Annotated in this window: 18 protein-coding genes; 13 read left to right on the top strand and 5 right to left on the bottom strand. The window is 57.2% G+C overall.

Annotated features, from left to right (window positions below):
* Positions 1-7: 7 nt before the first annotated feature.
* The gene (gene glgA, locus AC4LFW_RS07915; RefSeq protein WP_491818548.1) at positions 8-1,558 is read right to left on the bottom strand and encodes a glycogen synthase GlgA; all 1,551 of its coding nucleotides are present in this window, start codon (positions 1,556-1,558) and stop codon (positions 8-10) included.
* Between the two features lie 300 nt (positions 1,559-1,858).
* Here glgA and AC4LFW_RS07910 point away from each other — a divergent pair, with 300 nt between their 5' ends.
* Positions 1,859-2,359, top strand: coding sequence for a CinA family protein (locus tag AC4LFW_RS07910; protein WP_491818547.1), 501 nt, complete (start codon positions 1,859-1,861; stop codon positions 2,357-2,359).
* Between the two features lie 88 nt (positions 2,360-2,447).
* On the opposite strand, the gene AC4LFW_RS07905 is transcribed toward AC4LFW_RS07910, so the two are convergent.
* Positions 2,448-3,560 carry a mechanosensitive ion channel family protein gene (locus tag AC4LFW_RS07905; RefSeq protein ID WP_491820158.1) on the bottom strand — a complete coding sequence of 371 codons (1,113 nt, stop codon included), beginning with the start codon at positions 3,558-3,560 and terminating at the stop codon, positions 2,448-2,450.
* A gap of 190 nt (positions 3,561-3,750) precedes the next feature.
* Here AC4LFW_RS07905 and AC4LFW_RS07900 point away from each other — a divergent pair, with 190 nt between their 5' ends.
* Positions 3,751-4,281 carry a ferritin-like domain-containing protein gene (locus AC4LFW_RS07900; protein WP_491818546.1) on the top strand — a complete coding sequence of 177 codons (531 nt, stop codon included), beginning with the start codon at positions 3,751-3,753 and terminating at the stop codon, positions 4,279-4,281.
* Between the two features lie 42 nt (positions 4,282-4,323).
* Here AC4LFW_RS07900 and AC4LFW_RS07895 read toward each other — a convergent pair whose 3' ends face one another.
* Positions 4,324-4,602 (bottom strand): DUF1652 domain-containing protein, encoded by a 279-nt coding sequence (locus tag AC4LFW_RS07895; RefSeq protein ID WP_491818545.1) that lies wholly within the window; start codon positions 4,600-4,602, stop codon positions 4,324-4,326.
* Between the two features lie 164 nt (positions 4,603-4,766).
* Between AC4LFW_RS07895 and ligD the strand changes: the two genes are divergently transcribed.
* The 10 genes from ligD (at position 4,767) to AC4LFW_RS07845 (ending at position 19,577) form a co-directional block, all read left to right on the top strand.
* A complete protein-coding gene (gene ligD, locus AC4LFW_RS07890; RefSeq protein ID WP_491818544.1) occupies positions 4,767-7,337 on the top strand; it encodes a DNA ligase D in 2,571 nt (856 codons plus the stop codon).
* A 601-nt stretch (positions 7,338-7,938) separates the two neighbouring features.
* A complete protein-coding gene (locus AC4LFW_RS07885) occupies positions 7,939-8,514 on the top strand; it encodes a transcription termination/antitermination NusG family protein (protein WP_491818543.1) in 576 nt (191 codons plus the stop codon).
* Between the two features lie 179 nt (positions 8,515-8,693).
* On the top strand, positions 8,694-9,236 hold the full coding sequence (locus AC4LFW_RS07880) for a polysaccharide biosynthesis/export family protein (RefSeq protein WP_491818542.1): 543 nt from the start codon (positions 8,694-8,696) through the stop codon (positions 9,234-9,236).
* Positions 9,237-9,320: 84 nt separating this feature from the next.
* Positions 9,321-11,489 (top strand): GumC family protein, encoded by a 2,169-nt coding sequence (locus AC4LFW_RS07875; RefSeq protein ID WP_491818541.1) that lies wholly within the window; start codon positions 9,321-9,323, stop codon positions 11,487-11,489.
* A 67-nt stretch (positions 11,490-11,556) separates the two neighbouring features.
* Positions 11,557-12,924 (top strand): flippase, encoded by a 1,368-nt coding sequence (locus tag AC4LFW_RS07870; RefSeq protein WP_491818540.1) that lies wholly within the window; start codon positions 11,557-11,559, stop codon positions 12,922-12,924.
* Positions 12,924-13,862 carry a glycosyltransferase family 2 protein gene (locus AC4LFW_RS07865; RefSeq protein ID WP_491818539.1) on the top strand — a complete coding sequence of 313 codons (939 nt, stop codon included), beginning with the start codon at positions 12,924-12,926 and terminating at the stop codon, positions 13,860-13,862. Before AC4LFW_RS07870 ends, AC4LFW_RS07865 begins: the two co-directional genes overlap by 1 nt.
* Before the next feature lie 15 nt (positions 13,863-13,877).
* Entirely contained in the window at positions 13,878-15,152 is a 1,275-nt protein-coding gene (locus tag AC4LFW_RS07860) for a glycosyltransferase family 4 protein (RefSeq protein WP_491818538.1), read from the top strand.
* Complete coding sequence (locus AC4LFW_RS07855) at positions 15,127-16,395, top strand: hypothetical protein (protein WP_491818537.1); 1,269 nt, start codon at positions 15,127-15,129, stop codon at positions 16,393-16,395. The genes AC4LFW_RS07860 and AC4LFW_RS07855 overlap by 26 nt, the downstream gene beginning before the upstream one ends.
* Before the next feature lie 29 nt (positions 16,396-16,424).
* Positions 16,425-17,672 (top strand): glycosyltransferase family 4 protein, encoded by a 1,248-nt coding sequence (locus tag AC4LFW_RS07850; protein WP_491818536.1) that lies wholly within the window; start codon positions 16,425-16,427, stop codon positions 17,670-17,672.
* 480 nt (positions 17,673-18,152) lie between these two features.
* Positions 18,153-19,577: a glycosyltransferase WbuB gene (locus AC4LFW_RS07845; protein ID WP_491818535.1), complete on the top strand. Its 1,425-nt coding sequence runs from the start codon at positions 18,153-18,155 to the stop codon at positions 19,575-19,577.
* Positions 19,578-19,625: 48 nt separating this feature from the next.
* On the opposite strand, the gene AC4LFW_RS07840 is transcribed toward AC4LFW_RS07845, so the two are convergent.
* On the bottom strand, positions 19,626-20,357 hold the full coding sequence (locus AC4LFW_RS07840; RefSeq protein WP_491818534.1) for a hypothetical protein: 732 nt from the start codon (positions 20,355-20,357) through the stop codon (positions 19,626-19,628).
* A gap of 376 nt (positions 20,358-20,733) precedes the next feature.
* Between AC4LFW_RS07840 and AC4LFW_RS07835 the strand changes: the two genes are divergently transcribed.
* Entirely contained in the window at positions 20,734-22,875 is a 2,142-nt protein-coding gene (locus AC4LFW_RS07835) for a dihydrolipoyl dehydrogenase family protein (protein ID WP_491818533.1), read from the top strand.
* Between the two features lie 527 nt (positions 22,876-23,402).
* On the opposite strand, the gene AC4LFW_RS07830 is transcribed toward AC4LFW_RS07835, so the two are convergent.
* Positions 23,403-24,023, bottom strand: coding sequence for a TetR family transcriptional regulator (locus AC4LFW_RS07830; protein WP_491818532.1), 621 nt, complete (start codon positions 24,021-24,023; stop codon positions 23,403-23,405).
* Positions 24,024-24,027: the final 4 nt, after the last annotated feature.

The following is a 24,027-nucleotide window of genomic DNA, read 5'->3' as shown; positions in this document are numbered from 1 at the left end:
AACCTCGTTAGATAGTGGCAAGGACCTCGCGTCGTCCGCCCAGGAGCTGCTGGTACAACCGGTCATAGGGTTCGATCGCGTGACGCCAGAAAAATCCCCCGCTCATGGCACGGCAGCGCATGGCGTTGAGCAAATGTGCATGCTGATGAACAGACAGGGCGCGCTCGACTGCGCTGCGGTAGCTGTCGACGGTGGCTTCGTTGAACAAAAATCCAGTGACGCCGTCATCGATGCTGTCTGCCAGGCCACCGGTGCGGTGTGCGATCGGTAGCGATGCAAAGCGCTGGGCGTACATCTGGCTCAGACCGCAGGGTTCGTAGCGTGATGGCATGAGCAGGAAATCACTGCCGGCGAACAAACGCCGCGCGTCTGTTTCGTTGAAGCCAATATGTGCGCCAACGCGGCCAGGAAAGCGCTCTGCCAGACGCCGTACCTCGTCTTCGATGTGCGGATCGCCACGGCCGAGTATGGCCAGCTGGCCGCCGCGCTCGACGATGGTTTCGGCGACCGCGATGGTCAGGTCGATGCCTTTCTGGTGGACCAGGCGAGACACCACGGAGAACAGCGGGCCATTGCCGGCGTCCAGGCCGAAGAGTTCACGGACATGCGCGGCGTTGGCCTGCTTGCCGGACCAATCGTTTGGACCGAAGGGGCTGACCAGATGCGAACAGCTGCGCGGCTCCCAGCTTTCCTCGATGCCGTTGAGCAAGCCGGTGAGCAGGCCCTGGCGCGCCTTCATGCTGAGGAAACCTTCCATGCCGCAACCGAATTCCGGAGTGGTGATTTCCTTGGCGTAGGTCGCGCTGACCGTGGTGACGTGGTTGGCATAGGCGAGGCCGGCCTTGAGCAGCGAAAGCGCGCCATAGAACTCCATGCGCTCCGGCCCGCAGGCCTCCAACGGAATTGCCAGCGAGCGTCGCAAGCTCATGTCGATGTTGCCCTGGTACGCCAGGTTATGAATGGTGAAAACGCTTGGCGTGGTCAGACCGCGCCAGTGCATGTACGCAGGCGTCAGCCCGGTCGGCCAGTCATGCGCATGGACCAGATCAGGTGTCCAGCGAATCCCGGCGGTGGCGCCGGCAATGTCCGTGGCGGCCATGCACAGCCGCCCGAAACGAACCGGATTGTCCGGCCAGTCCTGCCCATGCTCGTCGCCGTAGGGTAGGCCGTCGCGCTCGTAGAGTTCCGGGCAGATCAGCACGTAGATGATCAGGCCGTCGGGCATGTCCAGCCTGCCGACCTTGCAGGCGGGCAGGTCGGCGTGAGACATCACGTTGCCGACAATGCGTATCGGCTGGCCGCACTGCATCACCTGGGTATAACCGGGAATCAGCACCCGTACGTCGTGCCGATCGCCCAGGGCGCGGGGCAGGGCGGCGGACACGTCAGCAAGTCCGCCGGTCTTCACCAGGTCGGTCAGCTCGGATGTCACGAAGAGAATCTTTTTCTTTTCGTCCTGAGTGCTGCGCAATTGCAGCATCGGACGCTCGGTCGGCGGAGCCAGGCGTTGTGTGGTGTTCAAGCGGACAGGCCGAGCGGTCACAGCAGCAATACTCATAAGTACATCTCCCCAAACGGCCGGCGCCTGCGCCAGGCCTGATGCGAGCACGTTTCTCCCACGCAGCGCCGATCAGAGCGCTGCAAACCATGAGCACGGCAAAACTGTTTTTTCTGTATTGGGCCCGCTTGTGGCGCGGTGTAGAGCTGCGCTGGCCCTACCTTGAAAAAAGACCGGGGCGCTGTGAAATAGTTCTCACCTTTGAGCGGATTCTGAGGGGCGGGAACTTTGGCTCCGGGCGTCCCCTCGGAAATCCCGATAAGACGATGTTTTTCCAAGCCCAGCGCCGGAGCCAAAGCCATGCAAGACCTAGCTGAAATCGTGCGGTTTCTTCGTGACAAGCAGATGAAATTAACCACTGCCGAGTCCTGCACCTGTGGCTTTATGGCCTCACTGTTGGGCGATATCCCGGGATGTGGCCAGGCACTCGACAGTGGGTTCGTCGTCTACTCGCCCAAGGCGAAGAACCGTTTGCTGAATGTGAGTTTCGAAACCATCGAAACCTTTGGCCTGACCAGCGAGGAAGTCGCCACCGAAATGGCCGTCGGCGCGCTGAACGCCAGCGTTGCCGACATCGCCATTGCCAACACGGGCGTGGCCGACAACGACGAGGAAGACGCCGGCGGCACCCAGTGCTACGCCTATGCGCTGATGCAAGGCGAGCGCCAAGTCAGCGTCAGCGAGACCGTGCAATTCGAAGGCGATCGGGTAGAGATTCGCAAGCAGGCGGCACACTACGGGCTAGAGCAGTTGCCTTTCCGATACGAACAATTGCTACGCAAGATGCGTGAAGCAGACTGACAGCGAGCCCAATGCTCAGGCTGTCGCTGCGCACCGAAAACCCGCAGCCGGGCAGGAGCGTGCGCCATGATGCAGCGGTATCTGCGCTTCAGACCGGCGGCTGACGCTCCGGCTCGACATGCTCCGGCACCGACAGGTCGACGCTTGGCTTTCGCCCGACGCTGAGGTCGGCCCGTAGTTGCGGCAGGCAATGCGGGAACTGGCGTTGAATGAAGTTGATCAGCGCTTCACGCAGGTGGCAACGAAGGTCCCAGTTGCGCGATGAGTCAGGCGAACTCACCAGGACCCGCAACTGGATCGACTTTTCGCTCGTGTCGGTCACCTGCAGCACGATAACCCGTCCATCCCAGAGTTGCGGAACCTCCCCGCAAAGCCGGCGCAACTCTTCGCGCACTGGTTCCAGTGGCAGCGAGTAATCCACCCAGAGAAACACTGACCCGATGATGCTGGAGTTGCGTCGCGTCCAGTTCTGGAACGGCTTTTCAATGAAGTACTGCAGCGGAACGACCAGCCGGCGGTCGTCCCAGATGCGCACCACCACATAGGTTCCGGTGATTTCCTCGATGCGACCCCACTCGTTTTCGACGATGACCACATCGTCCAGTCGGATAGGCTGAGTGATCGCAATCTGCATCCCTGCGATGAGATTGGCCAGCACCGGCCGCGCTGCGAACCCCGCTGCCAGACCAGCCAGCCCGGCTGAGGCCAGCAGACTGGCGCCGAACTGGCGCGCAGCCGGGAAGGTCATCAGCATTCCTGCGGCGCCAATCACCAGTATGAAGAAGCTTAGTGTGCGCAGCAGTACCCGTGACTGCGTCTGGATCTGCCGCGCACGAAGGTTGTCGCTGACATCGACCGGATTCTTCAGCCGTACCGCTTGCTCTACACCACGCAACAGACGCATGGCGAGCCACGTGAAGCAGCCGATCATGACCAGCGCGGTGAGGCGGCGGGCAAGGCTGATCAGCATGAGATCGTCGTTGGCCGCGACCAGAACCGCCTGCAGTCCCAGCAGGGGAAGCAGAACCCGAAGGGGTTTTTCCAGCTGCTCGGACACGGCTTTGGTGAACAGGAAGCCACGCGCCAGACGCAACATCACCGCCGTCAACACCCGGCTGAACACGCTGAGCAACACGACCACCAGGGCGGAGGCCAAGAGCGTACGCAGCCCCGGCTCGGTGATGTAGTTTTCCCACTGCAGGAAGGGGTCCAGGATCTCGATAAGGCGGGCTCCTTTTCAACGTTGCATCAATGACTGGCAGCGCTCCTGCAAAGTTCATGGCAGCGTGCAGCCAGTCGGGTTTGCGGAACTCCCCGGACCCGACGTCTCTCCACATAGCAAGAGGGCAGCGAAATCGCCCGACTGATACCAAACCAGTGGGAGACAAGACATGCATAGCGCACAGACCGGCAACGATGTCCGTATCGAACGATTGATCGAATGGCTGCGCGACGCGCACGCCATGGAAGCCCAGGCCGAAACCATGCTGAGCAAGCAAGCCAGCCGCATCGAGCACTATCCGCAGCTCAAGGCCCGCATCGAGCAGCACATCACTGAAACGCAGAACCAGGCCAAACTGATCGAAAGCTGTCTGCACCGTTACGACAAATCCTACTCAGGCTTCAAGGACCTGGGCGGCAAGATGACAGCCATGGGGCAGGCCATGGGCGGCATGATGGTCAACGATGAAATCGTCAAGGGTGCCCAGATGGGCTACGTCTTCGAGAACCTGGAAATCGCCTCCTACGAGATCCTCATTGCGGCGGCCAAGGCAGTAGGGGATACGGAGACAGCGGAAATCTGCACCCGCATTCTTGGCGAGGAAGTGGCCATGGCCGAATGGATGCGCAGCCATCTCGCTGAGTTGACCCAGGCCTACCTGACCCGTTCGGCCGAGCCGCATACCGAAGCCAAGCGCTAACCAGCGTGCACCAGGGTCGCCTGACTGGCGCTGATGCAGCGCTCAGTCGGCAACCTTGTCGGCATTTGCCGCCACCGGCATGCCGCTGCGGGTTGCATAGAGCTCGAATCGCAGCTCCTGGGCAAGCCGAACAAGGTTGGCCGCATCCCGGCACTGGTCATCGGTGATACCCAGTACGGTGAGTTCTTCGCCGTCGTCGTGCCCCTCATAGAGGCGAACGGTCAAGCGGCTGTCTTCCTGGGCATGACAATCACAACGGAACGGGTGCAGGTGGTTACGAAGGATGTTCTCTATGGTGAGCAGTGGCAGACGTGTTGCCATGATCCTTCCTCCCGTCGTGTTGGCGCCTTGGAAAACCAGCCTCAGCCTGTGCTGAAGACAAGGTCCTACAAACGCTAGCAGGACCTGCCAGGATGTAAACACCTTGCGACCACCATCCGGCAGATGAGCGGTTGTAACTTCAATCTTCCTATGGAGTCGCTGCCATGGCCCTGGACGAATACAACCGCAAGCGCGACTTTTCCGCCACGCCCGAGCCAGGGGGCAATGGGGAGGAACGCAAGCGCGGTAACAGCCAGGCCCTTCAGTACTGCATCCAGAAACACGATGCGACTCGCCTGCACTATGACTTTCGGCTCGAGCTAGATGGCACGCTGAAAAGCTGGGCTGTGCCGAAGGGCCCATCACTCGATCCGAAGGCGCGGCGCCTGGCCGTGCATGTCGAAGACCACCCGCTGGACTATGCGACCTTCGAGGGCAGCATACCCAAAGGGCATTATGGTGCCGGCGATGTGATCGTCTGGGACCGGGGCGTCTGGATTCCCGAGGGTGACCCCCACGAGGGTTACGCCAAAGGCAAGCTGAAGTTCAGCCTGGAAGGCGAAAAGCTCAGCGGCAGCTGGAACCTCGTCCGCACGCGGATGGAGGGTGGCAAGGAGCAGTGGTTTCTGATCAAAAGCAAGGACGAGGCCGCCCGGCCCGAGCAGGAATACGAGATCGTCAAGGAGTTGCCCGATAGCGTGCTCAGCGATCGGACGCTGATACCGCGAAAGCGCGGCAAGGCAAAGCCTGAACCCGCCGTAAAACCGGTCGACACTCCTGCGCGCAAGCGCAGTCGGGAGGACGAGCCGAAGGTTACCCTTACCGGTGCCAAGCGGGCTCCTTTGCCGGATAGCCTGAAGCCCCAACTAGCGACACTGGTCGAGTCCGTACCTGACGGCGATTGGCGGTACGAGATCAAGTTCGACGGCTATCGCGTGATGGCGCGTATCGAGTCGGGCAAGGTTCAGCTCTTCACCCGCAACGGCCACGACTGGACGCAGAAAATGCCGCAACAGGCCGAGGCGCTGGCCGGCCTGGGCCTGGAGTCAGCCTGGCTCGACGGGGAGGTCGTGGTGCCCGATGAAGACGGCACGCCTGACTTTCAGGCGTTGCAGAACGCCTTCGAAGCCGGCCGCAGCGGCAGCATTCTCTACTACCTGTTCGACCTGCCTTATCTGAACGGAATGGACCTGCGCGATGTGACGCTGGAGGAGCGTCGGGCTGCGCTGCATCAGATCCTCGATTCCAGCCAGAACGAGAGCGAGCTGCTGCGTTTCTCCGCCGATTTCACCGAGCAGCCCGAAAGCATGCTCGAAAGCGCCTGCCAGATGAAACTCGAAGGATTGATCGGTAAACGCGCCGGAAGCACCTATGTGTCTCGACGCAGCAACAGCTGGGTAAAAATCAAGTGCAAGAACCGGCAGGAATTCGTCATCATCGGCTATACCGACCCCAAGGGTGCACGTAGCGGCTTCGGCGCTTTGCTGCTGGGCCTGCACGACGAACAGGGCCATCTACGATACGCCGGCAAGGTCGGCACCGGCTTCAATCAGGCCACCTTGCAGAGCCTGCACGCCAAGCTGCAACCGCTGGAGATCGACAGGCCTGCGCTAGCGGAGGCGCCCCCCGCCGCGGATGTGCGTGGTGCGCATTGGCTGGCGCCCGAGCTGATGTGCGAAGTCGCCTATGCGGAAATGACCCGCCAGGGCGTGGTCCGCCATTCCGTATTCCATGGCTTGCGTTCGGACAAGCCCGCCGAGGCGATCACCCACGAACGCCCGGCGAAAGCGGCCAGGGCATCCAGGCCCGCGACAACCCGCCAGGCCGCGGCTGCATCATCGACCAGCTCCGCCAAGATCAAAATCTCCAATCCCGAGCGCGTCATCGACAAGTCCATCGGTGCAACCAAGATGGAGCTGGCCCGCTTCTATGCCGAAGTAGCTCCCTGGGCATTGCCGCACCTCAGGCAGCGCCCGTTGGCCCTGGTGCGCGCGCCGGAGGGCATTGACGGGGAGCTGTTCTTCCAGAAACACACCGAAAAGCTGAGCATTCCCCATATCACCCAGCTGGATACCGCGCTGTTTCCAAAGCACGCCGCACTGATGACGATCGACAGCACCGAGGCGCTGATCAGTGCGGCACAGATGGGCACCATCGAACTGCACACCTGGAACGCTGTGGCGCCGGTCCTCGATCACCCCGACCGCTTCGTGCTGGACCTTGACCCGGATCCGGCATTGCCGTGGAAACGCATGGTCGAGGCGACCCACCTGACCCAGACCCTGCTCGACGAAATCGGCCTGCAGTCGTTTCTCAAGACCAGCGGCGGCAAGGGGCTTCACATCATCGTTCCGCTCGAGCCGATCCATAGCTGGGCAGAGGTAAAAGCCTTCAGCCAGGGAATCGCGAAATACATGGCCAGGCTCATGCCACAATATTTCTCCGCCGTTAGCGGGCCCAAAAACCGGGTGGGTCGAATCTTTATCGACTACCTGCGCAACAGCCAGGGCGCGAGCACCGTGGCAGCCTATTCCGTTCGCGCTCGTGAAGGGCTTGCCGTTTCAGTGCCTATCCACAGAAGCGAGCTGGCCGATCTCAAGGGCGCGAACATCTGGACAATCCGCAACCTTATGCCGCGGCTGGAGGAGCAGGGGGATGACGACCCCTGGGAGGGCATCGACACGTGCGAACAGATCATCACAAAGGTGATGAGCGAGCAGTTGCGCATGAAGTAATCGTCAACCAGACACGTTGAACAATGAGCCCTGAACCGGGCTTTTTCCCAGCAGCTAGCTCATCAGCCCCTACCGCTCATGGTGGTTCGCGTTTCGGTTCTCCCGAACCACATCAGAAACTTCGCTCTGCGTCCGTATCGGCCAGGGTCGTTCACTGCATCTCGCTCTCTGGCAGCCATATGTCGCCTGATACCCTATAGGCTGAGCCGTTCGTCAGTGCTGCGATAGGGTACTTTATCGAATCGGCCTAATGCAGCTGCTGGCTGGATCTGCCCAATGGATTAATGGCGGGCGCAAGGGAAAAAAATCCCCACAAGCTCAGCTGCTCAGCTTTTACGCGATTCTGCACACTCCGGCGAAACGCTCGTTAGGCCTACTGTCTCGATTATCAAGCGCAGACGAAGCTGATACCACACTACGCATACAGAGCAGGCTCGACCCGTGTCTGGGATTAATCTTGAACCATGATATGCCGGCATCACAGCAACACGAGCGAGGAGCTAATCGCTAGTTTCGGTTATTTCAGACTCTTTAATAAAAGTTGCTGGACTTGCGCCTGTAAGAAAAGGCACTCATAGTTTCTTTAGACAAACGACAAGTGGTGCTGAAAACGCTGATTAAAGCGCGGACTACAATTGGTACTTCCAGTTTCGGATTCTTGACTATGGCGAAAGATACTGTTTGGTCTGACGAATCCTGGTTTCTCGTACATTGCAAACGCGGACAAGAGGCCAGGGCGCTAGCGAACCTGACAGAGCAGGAATATGTATGTTATTTGCCGGCGATAGATCGGGCGGAGGGCGCAACTGATGGCAAGCTGGCAAGTCAGGGGACAAAACAGCCTTTATTTCCCGGCTACATGTTTGTTCGCCTTTTTCCTGACTCCAACTGGCACAGCCTGGGCTGCACCCGTGGAGTGCTTCGTGTCGTCGGATTCAATAATCGTCCTTATCCGGTTCGGAACGAGTTGATAGAGCAGATAAAGGACCGCTGCAAGGGTTATAAGGCCCCGTCCCCTGGAAGTAAAGTTCAGGTAAGGATCGGCCCGAATCTGGACATAGATGCGGTCTTCCTTGCGTCGGACGGCCCGGAGCGGGCGATCCTTCTGCTGAAACTGTTGAATCAGTACTGCCGTCTGACAGTCGCAACGACGACGATACATGCGGATAATCCATAACATCGCTCAATCTTTGGTTTCAGCATTTCTACGCCGACACACAGTATTGAACCAAGAATCCCTGAATTAAATATGGACTCTGGGCGGGAGCGTGGACGAACGCAACTGGCAGGCTTTAAGCCTTATAGTGACTGTCTGGCTTCAAAAAAAAGTGGGCTTAAAAAGGGAGCGCGAAAGCAATGATGTCGATCCGTATAATCTGTCGGTTGTTGACGTTGTTGTTGGGCTTGGTCTGTGTTACATCGTACGCCGATGAAACTTCTCAGTACCGAATGTCAGCCGGTGACGTAATCAACATCCGAGTACTTGGCGAGCCGGATCTGACATTCGAAGCGCTCAGGTTAACCGATGCTGGTTCGTTTTCTTATCCATTTGTAGGGGAAGTTAAAGCGAACGGGAAAACGGTAGCGCAGGTCGAGGAATTGCTGCTATCGGCGCTGAAGGGTACCTATCTAGTAAGCCCGCGCGTGTCGGTCAACGTTCTGGAATACCGTAATTTCTACATCATCGGGGAAGTGAAGCTGCCCGGCGGCTACCCCTATCAACCGGGGCTTACGCTGCGCCGTGCTGCGGCCCTCGCTGGAGGACTGACTGACAGAGCGTCGGCGAAACGTATCACCATCATTCGTAACCTGGACCCAAGCCAGAAACCGATCGAAGCCTCGATGGCTACGCCTGTATTTCCGGGCGATACGGTGACCATTGAAGAAGGATTCTTCTAGTGCGGTTCATTATCCAGCGGGCTCCCTATGACCAGTAAATCTCCTTCTATCGAGCGAGCTCTGGCTGCGCTGCCGCAAGGGCCGGTGGAGGCCGAGCTCGACCTGCATAAATTATGGTTGAGTGTATGGTCGCGCAAATGGCTGATTCTCACCGCCATGCTGGTCGTAGCGCTTGCCACCCTATGGGCGACGTCCTGGATGACGCCGTTGTATCGCTCCGCCGCTACGCTGCTGGTTGAGAATGAACGGGCAAAGTTATTGGCCATTGAGCAAGTCAATCAAAGCGAAGCGCCCAACGGTGATTATCTACAGACGGAAATCGAGCTACTCAAGTCGCGAGGTCTGGCTGAACGCGTGGTTCGCCAGCTTGATTTGGTCAGTCATCCGGAGTTCGCGGGGCAGCACTCTTCATCGCAAGGGCAGGGGAGCTGGCTGGGTCGAGTCGGTGAGTATTTGCGCGCAATGCGAGCCGATGACCTGCCCACCTCTGCCGGAAAGGAGTCGAAGGTCTTCGATGCGGCAGCTGAGAAGCTCATGGGCGCTATCAGTGTGAGCCCTCGGGGTAAGAGCCAGGTCGTTGCAGTCGAGGTGCTATTGGCTGATCCATACATCGCTATGTCCGCCGCCAATGCGCTGGCCGACGGTTACATCGCAAGCAAGTTCGAAGCGGGGGTCGCGACGTCCGCTACAGCTACACTGTGGATGGACAGTCGCCTCGAAGAGCTGCGAAAGAAACTGCAAGAGTCGGAGAACCGCCTCCAGGTCTATCGCGAAGCCGAGGGGCTGGTCGATCTGCAGGGCATTTCGACTATCGCCGCTACAGAACTCACGTTGACCAGTGATCGGTTAATCAACGCACGGCGGCAGCGGGCCGAAGCTGAGAGCCAGTACCGTCAGGTGCAATCAATGAAAAAGTCGCGGCTCGATGAACTCGCCAGCGTGCCGGCAGTACTGGCAGACCCGGTGATTCAGCAGTTCAAGGCAACAAAGGCACAAGCCGCGGCACGAGTAGACGAGGTATCGCAGCGGTATGGCCCTGGTCACCCGGAGCTTATCGCAGCGAAAGCCGATCTTGAGGCTGCGACGTCCAGCTTGAAGACGCAGGTCAGCCAGGTAGTGACAGGTATTCAGCGCAACTATCAGTTGGCCATTGCCAACGAGCAATCCCAACAAGCGCTGTTTGATTCGAACAAGTATCAGATTCAGAACCTCTCCAGCAAAGAGTTCAAGGTCCGTGAGCTGGCCTTGGAAGTCGAGGCAAATCGCGCCCTTTACGACACCTTTGTGGTCCGATTGAAGGAAACCGCGGCAACCGCGGATCAGAACAGCGTCAACGTGCATGTCGTCGATCGTGCGATGCTTCCAGAGGAGCCTGTCAAACCGAACAAGCCGCTGATCGTTGCCGTGGCAGCCCTCATTGCATTGTTCAGCGTAGCCGGAGCGGGCGTAGCCAAGGATGTAATGAACGACACCTTCAGTACGACCGAGGCGATAGAAGCCAAGCTGAACATCCCAGTGCTAGGCATCGTGCCCCTTATGCAGCAGGCGCAACGAGAGCTGCTGGCCCGTATGTATTCGGAAGATAAGGATCGTCTGTTCACTGAAACCATCCGCACCATCAGAACCAAGCTGGAAATGGCGAACCCCGACCGTCGCGCCCAGATCATCATGACGACATCTGCGCTACCCGGCGAGGGGAAGAGTGTGCTGTCCGCCAACCTGGCTCAGGCACTCTCACAGATGGGAAAAATTGTTCTGATCGACGGAGATCTGCGCAAGCCGACCCTGGCCAGAACATTCGGACTCGAAAAGGGCAGCATGGGTCTGACCGACATCCTGGAGGGTCGCGCCACGCTGGAGAGCTGCATCACAACCTATGGTGATGTCGACATGATATGTGCCGGCACCACTGTACGAGACCCTTTGCCCCTGCTGGCTTCGACCCGGTTCGCAACAATGATCGAAGCGCTCAGAACCCACTATGAACGCATAGTGATTGATTCGCCGCCCACTCAGGGCGTCAGTGACGCAATCGTGCTGGCAGCACACGCAGACACACTGCTGTTCATCGTGCGCAGTGAGGTGACACCCAGCAACGAGGTGGAGCGGGGTATCGCCCAGCTTCAGCAAAACGCCACGCCAGTGGACTGGATCATCTTGAATCAAGTCGACATTCGAAAAGCAGAAAAGCATGGCTATCGATACAGCAGCTACTACGACTACTACCAATACGGGACAGGCGCGGCAAGCTGAATGCTGTCGTTCGAGCAGTTGTGCTTGTAACGCTGATTAACGCCAGACAACTCGATGGAACCCGCCAGTGAAACGATATGTGCAGAGCTCCGTATGGCTGTTATCGGAGAAAATAACCAAACTGGCCGTAGCGTTCGTTTTGATCGGATTAATCGCGAACCAACTGGGACCTAAGGACTTCGGCGCGCTCAGCCTCGGGCTGAGTGTGGCGACTATTATCTGGTCTATCAGCAACCTCGGGCTGGATCAGATCCTGATCAAGGAGTTCACTAACCAGAGATACTCTGGCAGCGAATTGCTCAGTACGGCTGTTTTCTGCCGGCTCGCCTGTAGCTTCCTGATCGTGATTCCCTGCTTCATTGCTCTTTACCAGACGTCCGCGTTGTCAGCGGAGTACAAGTTGGCCTATGCGATCACCATCGCGTCAGTGCTCTTCTACAATTTCAACAGCTACCAGGCGTTTTATCAGGCCAGGTCGCAGTCCTCGCATATCGCCGTCATCGGCCTTTCCAGTTTGTGCATTTCTTCCTTGGTCAAGGTTGTTCTGCTGTGGAGCGGATCTGGACTGATCCTGTTTGCGCTCAGCGCCGCCTTCGATATTGCGATGAATCTGCTGCTTTATTCCCTGTATCCCACCAGAGATTCGGCTCGTGTAAGGCTGTCCGCATTCAGCGTTTCGATCGTAAAAGAGTTATGGCGACCCGCTGCACCGATGTTGCTCTGTTCCATGATGATCGTCGTCTACATCCGGGTCGACCAGCTTATGATCGCGTCGCTTCTCGGTATTGAGGAGGCAGGGGTCTATAGCGTCACCATCCGTGTCGTCGAAGCTTACGCGGTGATTCCCATGCTGATCGGAACCGCCTTCTTTCCCTTCATCTGCACCAAGCCAGACGCCGACAACGTTCGAACCTATTTCGACATCGTGATGTTCTCATCTGTCGCCATGGGGTTGGCTGTCTGGGCGGCGGCCCACGTGGCCATACCGCTGCTGTTCGGACCCGCCTACATACAGGCGTTGGAAATTCTGGGCATATCCATGCTGGCTGCTGTGTTCTCCGTGGTTGGCTTCGCCTGTACAAACTATCTGGTCGCAGTGAATCTGGGACATCTGCGCCCGTTGCGGCTCGTGCTCGGTCTGGTGATGAACGTCGGTCTGAACCTGTTGCTGATCCCACGCTTCGGTCTCTGGGGCGCGGCGAGCGCAACCCTGATCAGCCAGGTATTCGCCTCCTGGCTCGGAAATGCCCTAAACGCCAGGACGTTCGAGTGCCTGAAACTACAGAGCTGGTCCGTGTTTACTCTCGGTCTGCCGGGCGCAGCCCGAGTGGTGCGCGAGCTGGTCGGTGGAAAGGCTTTGCGGCCCACCCCGGCGACCTCCCGGCCTTCTCAGGGTATCGCGACCAATCATGTGATCAAATCGGGAGAAGCGTGATGCCGACAGTCTCGATTGTCATACCGACCTACAACAGCTCAGCCTTCATCATGGATGCCGTGAAGTCCGTAATGGAGGCCGTCGCCGGGTTGAGCTATGAAATCATGCTGGTAGACGACCTCTCGGCTGATCTGCCAGCCCTGCGGACCGTGACTGCTGGTACGCCGCACCTGACCATCATCGAAAAGTCAGCAAAGGGTAATGCGTCGGACTCTAGAAACCTTGGCGTCGCGGCATCACGAGGAGCCTTCATCTTTTTGCTCGACAGCGATGACAGTTTTTCTCCCGGCCATGTGCAGAGGCGCATACGTCTTCATCAACAGAATGGTTGCGGCATCATCTTCGGACGCTATCTAGCAAGGAATAACTACCGAACGTTCAAAGTCGAGTTACCTCATTACCAAGGCGACATGCACGACTACCTGTTCTGTTTGGACGGGGATGTCAGAAGCTCGACCATCAGCATCTGCCGATCCCGTTACAAAGGGACGATATTTGACCCGCTACAAGCCAAACATCAGGACTGGGGTTTCGCGCTGCGGGCAGCCGAGGCTGGAGAGTCCCTGGGGTTCGATGAACGTTACGGTGCGGTCATCGACTCGTCGGTTAACGGCGGCCGCATGAGCAACGTGCTGAACATTCCGGCCAGCAGCTATTTTCTCGAGACTTATATAGACGCACCAAACCATCTACGCGGCTTCGCGATGAATCATCTGCGAGTGGTGCTGAAGAACAATGACAAGCGATCAACGGCGTTTGTCCACGCGACACTTGTCCGCTCGCTTCGCAATGCCTCGCTGTGGGAGCGATTGAAGTACTTCCCTGCTGTTTTCATCACCGGTCCGGCAATGACATTGCCGGCAAGTCTGGCTATGCAGACGTTGGCGACGGCTCGAGCGCTCACGATCAAGAGTTATCGAAAGTTCACCAACTGCTAACTGGGAAACACGACGATGGCCAGATCGATCATTATCGCGACTGTGCTCCGGAATACCGGTGAGACCGGCGTCCATACGCATTTCCAGACATGGTCGGCCTGGCTTGTAAATACCGGCCAGGGCGCTCCAGAGCTCGTAACGCCCTACGACAGATACAAGTGGTTGGTCTATCCGATATTTGCAGTGCGCCGCCTGATCGCTCCGTTGAGTGGGAGCTTCGGTCTTTGGTGGTATCGCTACTGGCGCCAGCTCTGCCTGTACTTGAATCTGAAGGCCGTGCTCGCCGATGGGCGAGCCTGTGTGATTTATGCCCAGTGTCCAATGTCTGCTCAGGCAGCCGTCGCAGCACGAAAATCACCGGCACAGCGGGTTGCGATGATTGCTCATTTCAATATTTCAGAGGCAGATGAGTGGGCTGGTAAAGGCGTGATTGCCAGAGATGGGAGCCTTTTCAGGCAGATCCGAGCATATGAGGCGAGGGTGATTCCGCGTGTGGATCGGCTGGTTTTCGTCTCGGCCTTCATGCAACAAAACATCTACCAGCGAATCCCCAACGCTTCCTCAATACCTGGACGCGTCATCCCCAACTTCATTTCACGGAGCCAGGTTCAAGAAGCCAAGCGGACGATAACCGCTGATCTCATCTGCATAGGTACGCTCGAGCGAAGAAAGAACCAGCACTACGCCCTGGAAATAGCCGCAGCTGCACGCCGCCACGGCCGTCCCTTTAGACTGACAATCGTCGGTGACGGCCCAGATCGACCTGAACTGGTTAAGTCGGCCCGAAAACTGGGCGTTGGTAACGATGTGATATTTACCGGCCACGTCGATAACGTTGCTGCCTTGATGATCGAGCATCGTGCCTGCCTGCACGTTTCGCAAATGGAGAGCTTCGGCATCGTACTGATCGAGGCCATGTCCCAGGGGCTTCCGGTATTCGCCAGTCCAGTCGGCGGAGTGCCGGAAGTATTCAGCGACGGGATTGAAGGTCGCTTCATTCCGCTTGATGACGCAGCGCTGGCGGCCCGGATGATTCAGCAGTGGCTAAGCGATGCCACTGCGTTACGAAGCGCCGGCACTCGGGCCAGAGCCCGGTTCGAGGATCGCTTTGAAACCGGAAAGGTAGCTCAGGAGCTGGTTGATTTTTTGCTGCAGGACCTGATCAAAGCGCAGGGCGAGACCGAGCGGCAGGCCAACAGCGAGTCGATGGCTACGTCAGTCGCAGCTCCGGACTTACCTCTGCATGCATCAGCAAGGAGTATGGATGTCAGCCAAGAGTCTCAGGCCTGAGAACATCATTGTGTTTCCAGCCTTCTGCCTGGCGACCGCAATCCTGGCATCGGCGCTGCTTACCAATATCCTGGGCATCGTTGGCTTCAGAGCCATGCCGTTCGTGCGGCTCGCGGTAGTTGCAACTGCTGTCATTTTCGTTGGAGTGTTTCTGCTCCATGCAAGACTGAAGCCCAAGCTTGCACTCGGCAACCTGTGGCGGGCGGTCCTGGCGCTGCAGCTGTTAGGCCTGGTTTATCTGGTATTGGGTTTGCTTAGGGGCAACAGCAAGCTATATCTCGTCACCGACCTGGTTTACCTGGTGATGTTCTTCATGACCTTCCTGTTGGGCGCCTGGTGTTATCAGATAGGTAGGCCGACGTTTTCCTACGAAAAGATGATCCGTGTGGTGCTGGTGCTCATAGGTATCACATCGTTCTGTTGGGTTTTCAATCTGCAAATCGGAACACCGCCAGAGCTGCTGATTCTCTGGGGCTGCGCGCTGATCATTTCGCTGGCGTATAGAAGGCACGCTCATACGCTTATTTTGTTGCTGGCCGTGGTCCCGCAGCTTGCAGGCGTGAATCGGGCCCTTGTTCTGGCGATCTTCGGTGGGCTGGCGGTCTATTTTCTTAGCGCTGCGCTATTGAAGAAAATTAAGGTAATCGTTGTGGTCGCCGCGTTGCTGGGCATTCTTGCCAGCGTGATCGGAGGATCGGGTGCCATCAAGGGAAGCAGTTTCGAGAGGCGCATCGATGAGACGCTTTCGTTGCTCTCTGCAAGCGAGAATGCTGATCTACCCATTCCGCTTCAGCAACGATTCTATGAAGGCGATCTGGTTAGCCAAGATGTGCAACGGTCGCTGTTGCCGATCTCACTGCTTTTTGGACTTGGTCACGGATACACGCTAGACATGACCCAAAGTATCGATTCCTCCGTGGTCGATAGCCAACTGCTGGGTGGGCAGCAGACCCACAATATCCATTTTCTGGGCTACGCCTTGCTGGCCAGGTTCGGCCTTCTGGGCGCTCTGTGTTTCGTATTCATCTTTCTCAGCTGTGCGCGGCGTTGCTTTGTCCTGTTCAGGACACAGGCAACAGACAACACGACTGTTGAGTTGCTCGCAAACCTCTTTGTTGTGCTGTTGTTTCTGTTTGCCGCTCCGGCTTCATCGTTTCTATTTTCTAGCATGTTGCTCGGTTATTTTTGCGGCATTGCTAATGAGGCGAGATTGGCCGGGCCAACGAACCGATTGTCATGTTGATGCCGCATACGCAAATGCAAGGGGTAACCGTGAAAGTACTGCTAGTCAGCTCGTATCGCACGAAAGGAGGCGCCGCCCGCGCTGCGTCGAGGCTGGCCGAAGCATTGGCTGGTGCGGGCGTACAGGTCGAATATAAAAGTATTTATCCGCAGCATATGAATGCGTGGCAGAAACTTCACTATCTCGGTCGCGTCGCCTGGGACCGAGTGCCCGCTCTGATAATTGCAAGGAAACGAAGCATGTTTTCATCAGGCGCGCTGGCAAATGACACGCTGATCCGTTCGATCAATGAGTCGGATGCAGACGTGATTCACCTACATTGGGTGAATGGGGGTGGTTTATCCGTTAATGACCTGAAACGGATCAGCAAGCCTATTGTTTGGACCCTCCATGATATGTGGGCGTTTACCGGAGGCTGCCACTACGACGCAGGGTGCGACAGGTTCGCTTCAGGGTGCGGTCGTTGTCCTTTGCTCAAATCCGATAACCCAACCGACCTGAGCGCTCGCGGCGTCGAGCAGAAGGCCAATGCATACACAGGGGTCGAAAATCTGACGGTGATAGGGCTTAGCGACTGGATGGCCAAAAGCGCGGCTCGATCGAAGGCAATGCACGGCCTGACTATAAAGCAGCTTCCAAACCCAATCGATGTGAACCAGTTTCGTCCAGCGGACCGAGAGCAGGCCAGGGTTAGGTTGAGCATATCGCCGTCAACCCGTCTCGTGGCGTTTGGCGCCGTTGCCGCTGTTGGTGATGACCGCAAAGGGTTCCACAAACTATTGCCTGCCCTGAGTCTGCTGAAGGAACAGGGTCACTCAAATATTGAACTGGCGGTTTTTGGCGGCTCAAGTTCGGAACACTCCCAGGATACCTATTTCAAAACCCACTACTTTGGGCATATCACCAGTGACGAACAGCTGCGCGACCTCTACAGCGCAGCAGATGTGATGGTAGTGCCCTCGTTGCAAGAGGCTTTCGGGCAGACAGCGACCGAGGCCATGGCGTGCGGTACCCCTGTCGTTGCGTTTGCTGCCACCGGGCTATTGGACATCGTCGACCACAAGCAGAATGGCTACCTTGCAACCCCATTTGATGCGGCCAGTCTGGCAGAAGGCATCGCATGGATTTTGGATGCAGACAACCTCGACGACTTGCGAATCCAGGCTCGTGCCAAGGCAGTTGCCCAGTTCTCCAACGAGTGGGTTGCAAGCCAGTACCTAGCGTTATACCGAGACTGCATTACATACGCCGCTACAGCAGAAGCACTGGCGGTTTGAATTCAGCCATAACGGCTTTATCACTCACATAGGCCCAAGGCCTGAATAGCTGGCCGATCCGGGCACGCTAACAGGTTGACACCTTCGCTTCGCAGGTCGACCCATCGGCGGAGTTGCTTATGCGGTAAAGTAAAAAACTTTATAGCGATACTGTATTGCACATGCTGGCAACTTATTTGAGTCGTCGGCCTGGCGTTGATATACATGGCTCGCAGATTCATGATCATAAAATGAACGTATTGATTGCGCGGAAATTACAGTTCCGAAGCAGGAATCGTTTCGCCTGCAATTCGTAAAGACTGTTGAAGAAGGAGTTATGTAACTGGTCCCAGTCCGCTATTCCGTTAGTTAATCGGAAGGAGGTATATCGCCTGTTGTTTATTGTTTATGCAACGCCGCCCGGAACTTGTTGATATGGCTTTACGACAGTCCGGGTAATCTTTTCATCCGCTGAGTGCGGGTGCGTTACTGGAGAAAAAGATGAAATATCTGGTTTACGGCATAAACTACAGCCCCGAACTGACCGGCATAGGTAAATATAACGGTGAGATGGCTGCGTGGCTTACAGAGCAAGGCCATGAGGTACGAGTCGTTACAGCGCACCCGTATTATCCCGATTGGAAGATATTTACCGGTCACTGCAGCTGGCGTTACGCTAAGACAACGGAAGCTGGCGTTACAGTGATCCGTTGTCCCCTTTATGTGCCCGCAAAACCAACGGGAAAGAAACGGTTGTTGCACTTGGCAAGCTTTTCATTTTCATCTGCGCTTGCTCTCCTTGCTAACGTTAGCTGGCGGCCCGATAAAATCATTCTTGTGGTCCCGACCCTGTTCTGTGCTGCTCAGACACTAATTTTTGCTCAATTCACCGGCGCCAGCAGCTTGCTGCATATACAGGATTTCGAGGTTGACGCGATGGTTGGTCTGGGCATTTGCAGACGCAAGCGCGTCAAGGGTATCGCTTATGCAGCTGAAGCCTGGACGCTGAATTCGTTTGATCAAGTATCCACCATATCGAGCGGAATGATGGAGCGAGCCAGAAGTAAAGGTGTGAAAGAAGACAGGCTCAGTTTGTTTCCTAATTGGTCCGAAATAGCACGATTCAAGAACGTTTCCGGTTCAGCCTCGTTAATGGAGCGGCTGGGCGTTGCCCCCGGGAAAAAAGTGGTCCTGTATTCCGGCAATATCGGCGAAAAGCAAGGCTTGGAGGTTGTTGTCCAAGCAGCCGAATCGTTGGCGACACGAAATGATCTCGTCTTTTTGATAGTAGGGGAAGGTGCGGGTAAAGGGCGGCTGCTGGAAATCGTCGAATTCAAAGCGCTGAACAACATAGTGTTTGCGCCGCTGCAGTCCTATGCTGATCTACCGACCCTGCTTGCATCTGCCGCCTGCCATCTCGTGATTCAACGCCGCGGTGCAGCTGATTCCGTGCTGCCGTCTAAACTGACGAACATTCTTGCCGTTGGCGGCAATGCGGTGATCACGGCGGATTCGGCTACCAGTTTGGGAATTCTCTGCGCCGAAAACCCAGGAATTGGCGCGCTTGTTGAGCCGGAATGTCCGCTTGCCCTCGTCAAAGGTATCCAACGCTGTCTGTCAATGCCGACGCCTAATCGCATCGCGATTGCCTATGCAGAACAGTTTCTGGATAAGGAACAAATTCTGGCGCGGTTTGCTGCCTCCCATGCAGCCCCGTCAGAAGACAAGACGATATCGGATGCCGGCGTTCTGTTAGGCCCTTTTCCATACTGGCATCGCGCTGGTGAAGCCGAAGCTGCGCGCGCCAAACAGCCAATGGCGCCACAAGCGGCGTCAACTGTTGTAGGCAACGCCCTGAACAAGTGGAGCAGCCTTTTCAATCGGGGCGCGAAGCGTCTTAGGAAAGGAGAGGAGCCATTACGGTAAGCGAGGTAGCTTGCTCGGGGTAAGACCAGCCACTTGTCGGGGCGGCGGTTATCGCCCTTTGGGTAAAAGCAGCTTTGCGATCTGGCTATTGCGGTGTGGATTGTCATAATGAAACAGCACGGTTGACCGCAGCGCGCGCGGATTACATGGCTCGTTTGCGTGCAGGCTGCGGTACCCCCAGAAGAAGTACAGATTGCCCGGGACAAGCTCGAGCTTTGTCGGGCGGAGCAAACCGAAACGGATAGCCAGGGCAACCAGTCGTTGGCTTAGACGGTTTTGAATCACGGCTTTTTCAATCACATTCAGCATAGCGTTATAGCGTAGCTGCCGGTTGTTGGGAAACAGTACAAGGCGGCCTTCTTCACCTTTGTTGGGTATAGGAATCAATATTGGCAGCAGCACTGTCAAGGTAGTTGCGTCATAGTGAAAACGATTCGATTCTGCGGCGCTGTCGCTGCCCTGTAGGCAGCGTATGACGGTGTGGACTTTTTCGGTACTTAGCGGGGCTCGTCCAGTGCCAGCTGAATAAACGCCTAGCAGCAGACGCTGAAACTCGTCGGAAAGTGCCAATTGCTCAAACAGTGTTCCAGGTATGTTGGGTGTACCCCGGACGGCAAAACTTTTGTTGCCACGGTTCCGGGCCTCGTTTTCTATGTCAACGTGCGCAGCTTCGAGTTGATCAAACGTCAGGTAGCTGTCGATACAGGCAAAGCCGACTCGATTCAGCTCGCTCGCCAGATGTGACACCACGTTTGTATCTACGGCCATGAACGTCCGCATGAATGTAGCTCCGCAAGTTGAAATATACTAAACGGGTGGACATTATCACTTGGTGATTTGGGCACCAGAACGATAGCAGTGTATGGCACAGCCTGGTGGTCCGCCTACGATATTTCGCCCGTAAACGACAGTGAACGCTGCTGGTGCGCCCTGCTCATGGGTCAGCTGTAAGCGCGTCCCCGACTGATCGTCGCGTCATCGGAACATCCATCGCCCAGCCGGCTCCAACGCACAGCCCCCCTGTTGAGAGTTACCCCTTGAGAATCTGCAGTTCCCCTAGCGAGTGCCGGGCATGTGCGGCCATGTCTGCATTGCGTTCTATCTTTCCGTTAGCCAGAGGCAACAGCTTCCGGCGCGCAGGGGAGCGCAAACAGCCATGAAGCTCACCCGCTGGTTGATCGTGCTCTTCTTCGCAATCTCTACGTTCTGTTTTTTCTGGTTCGATCTGGGGCAATACCTGACGCTGGAGATGATCCAGGCGAAGAGCGGAGCGTTACGGGATCAGGTGCAGGCCCATCCCTGGTGGGCCGGCAGCCTGTTCTTTGCCGCCTACGTCGCGCTCACGGTCATGTCCTTTCCCGGAACCGTGGTGCTGACATTGCTGGCCGGCGCCCTTTTCGGGCTGGTGGGCGGTACCCTGATGGTGTCTTTCGCGAGCAATATCGGCGCCCTGATCGCCATGCTGATCAGCCGCTTCCTGCTGCGCGACTGGGTGCAGAAGCGGTTTGCCAAGCAGATCGCCAGCATCAACCGTGGACTCGACCGTGACGGTTCGTTCTACCTGTTCTCGTTACGGCTGATTCCGCTGGTTCCCTTTGTGTTGCTGAATCCGGCGCTGGGGCTGACGCGTGTCAGCATGTGGACCTTCTGGTGGACGACACAGCTGGGCATGCTTCCGGGGCACGCCGTCTATGTGAGTGCCGGACGCCAGCTTGCGCGGCTGAGGGAAATATCGGACATCCTGTCGCCAAGCATGATCGGCACCCTGGTCCTGCTGGCCGTGTTCCCGCTGGCCGCTACCAAACTGCTGGCCCTCTACAAGGCACGCAAGGTGTACCGGGGATGGCAGAAACCAAAAGGGTTCGAGCACAACCTGCTGGTCATCGGTGGAGGCAGCGCCGGGCTTGCTGCTGCCCAGTCCGCCGCTTCGATGCGGGCCAAGGTGGCGCTGGTCGAACGCGAGCGGCTGGGCGGGGCGGCACTGCACAGCGGTAACGTCCCAGCCAGAGCGTTGATGCGCGCAGCCAACATCAATCACACGCTGCGCCAGGGCGACACGCTTGGCATTCGTCTTCAGACCGACGTCGAGTTCGGTCAGGTGATGCAACAGGTGCGACGCACGCTGGATGAGACTCACGGACAGTTGACCGCCGAAAATTGCAAGGCAGCCGGCGTCGAGATGATACGTGGCGAAGCCCACCTCACCTCACCCTGGACCGTGGAGGTAGACGGTCGCTCCATCAGCAGCCGCGCCATTGTCATCGCCACGGGCAGCCGGCCCATCGTCCCGCCCATTCCGGGAATTGAAGACGTCCGGCCACTGACGTGCGAAACCGTCTGGGACCTGCAGGAGCGGCCCGATAGGCTGCTGGTCATGGGGGGAGAAGCCAGTGCCTGTGAACTCGCCCAGGCTTTCCAGCGCCTGGGATGTGAGGTAACGCTTGTAGCCGAGGATGACGAACTGCTGAAAATGGCGGAGCCCGAAGCGAGAAAGGCGGTATCCGACGCGCTACGGGCCGATGGCGTCGAGGTGTTGCTGGGGTATTCGCCACGGCGATTTGAAACCACAGAAGACGGGTATCGGTTGGTCTGTCAGGTCGATGATGAGAGCCACTCGCTGCCATTTGATCGTCTCTTGCTGGCCCTCGGACGAAGGGCGCAGCTGGAGGGCCTCGCACTCGATGAGCTCAAGCTGAACATCAACGAAGATGGCAGTCTTGAAGTCGATGAATATCTGGCCACGCGCTACCCGAACATCTACGCCATTGGCGCGGTGGCGGGGCCGGATTGCTCGACTCAGAGTGCGACGCACCATGCCTGGTACGCTGCGGCGAATGGCTTGTTCTCTGGATTTCGCCGCTTCATGGTCAGCGACCGCGTAGTGCCTCGTGTTGCCTTCACCGCCCCCGAGATAGCCAGCGTCGGCCTGACCGAAGCCCAGGCGAAACTGGCCGACATGGAGTACGAAGTGACGCTGCTGGATCTGGATTCGCTCGAAGCGGCTCAGCTAACCAACGGCAACAAGGGGTTCCTGAAAGTACTGACCGAACAGGGCAGGGACCGCATTCTCGGCGTCACGCTCGTGGGAGAGGGCGCCAGCGAAACGCTTGCAGTGTTTGTCTTGGCGATGAAGCACAAGCTGGGTCTCAACAAGTTGCGCCGCACCGTCCATATCACCCCGACGCTGGCGGAGGCGAGCTTGGCCGTAGCCGAGGCCTGGCGCCGTGCGCATATCGCCAAGCGCCCGCAGACCTGGGTGGCCAGGCTCCATCGCTGGCGCCTGGGTGGTCAACCATAAACCGTAATGGCAGAACGCCAGGCGGCTCCATGTGAGGGCACTCCGGGCCAGAGCATAAACAGACTGCCGCTACCTTTATTCACCACTCCACCGCTGCAAAGCCCGTCCCGTTTGGGCTAGAGGCTTTATCCACAAAAGCTGTGGATAAGTCTGTGGGCACAACTTGGATTAGTCCTCGAAACGCCCGCACCGCGGGGCTTTGGAACAGATCGGCGAGTTTTTGTGCAGAAGGTATTTATCTTTAAAAATCAAACATTTACGCAACCTTGCCGAAACAGCGATAGCAATTGCGAGCGTCGCTGTTACAGACCTGCTACGGATGTGCATAAGAAAACCTTGTCAACGACTTTTTAAGACAGATTAGCTGCTAGAAGTCCGGGTCCGTCGTGTTTGCTGTTCTAGCTGCGGTGATCGTACTCAGCCGTCGGGGCAGTGTTGCGTTGGAAGGGAAACCCTTGCGGTCGTGCTGCAGATGCTGGCGGGCCATCGTAAGGGCAGAGCCTCTTCGCGATAGATCTGTGTGGAATTCACGTTCCTGGCTGGGGATCGGTTTGAGCCTGCAATGATCCCAAGATCTGTTCTGTAAACGAATGCTGGCAAACTTCCAGACGAAACAGTTGGGGCGAAAAGAGCCAGCTGTGGGTTATCCCCATCAGGCTTGAGTACAGAAACAGCGCCCTCGACTCTGCAGTACTCACGTAACGCACATCCATTGCTTCTATAAGCAGCTTGAGCAGCTGCACTATATTTCGGGTGAGCTCACGTTCGCGTTCAATTACCGCGGCCATGCGTTCGGTTAGTTCGGTTTTGTTCAACAGGATTTCGAACGACTGACGGTGCCAGCGGTTTTCCAAGAGCAGTCGAAACCATTCACTGATGAAGTGCCTGATCGCAGCCACTGGCCGGTCCCTCATGTCCTGGCTCTGCTCGATCAGTCTTTCCAGGGGTCCCTGGGAGTAGCCGAGCACTGCCTGGTACAACTCATCCTTGTTCTTGAAGTGCCAGTAGATGGGGCCGCGGCTGAATCCTGCCTCATCGGCGATCATCGCCAGCGTGGTATTGGAGTAGCCATTTCTACTGAACAACTCCAGGGCGGCAGAGATGATCTTGAGCCGGGTTTTTTCAGCATCTTCTTTCGTACGGCGCATGGAA

The organism is Stutzerimonas sp. C6.4V (assembly GCF_058536345.1).
This window is presented reverse-complemented; position numbering and strand designations above follow the sequence as displayed.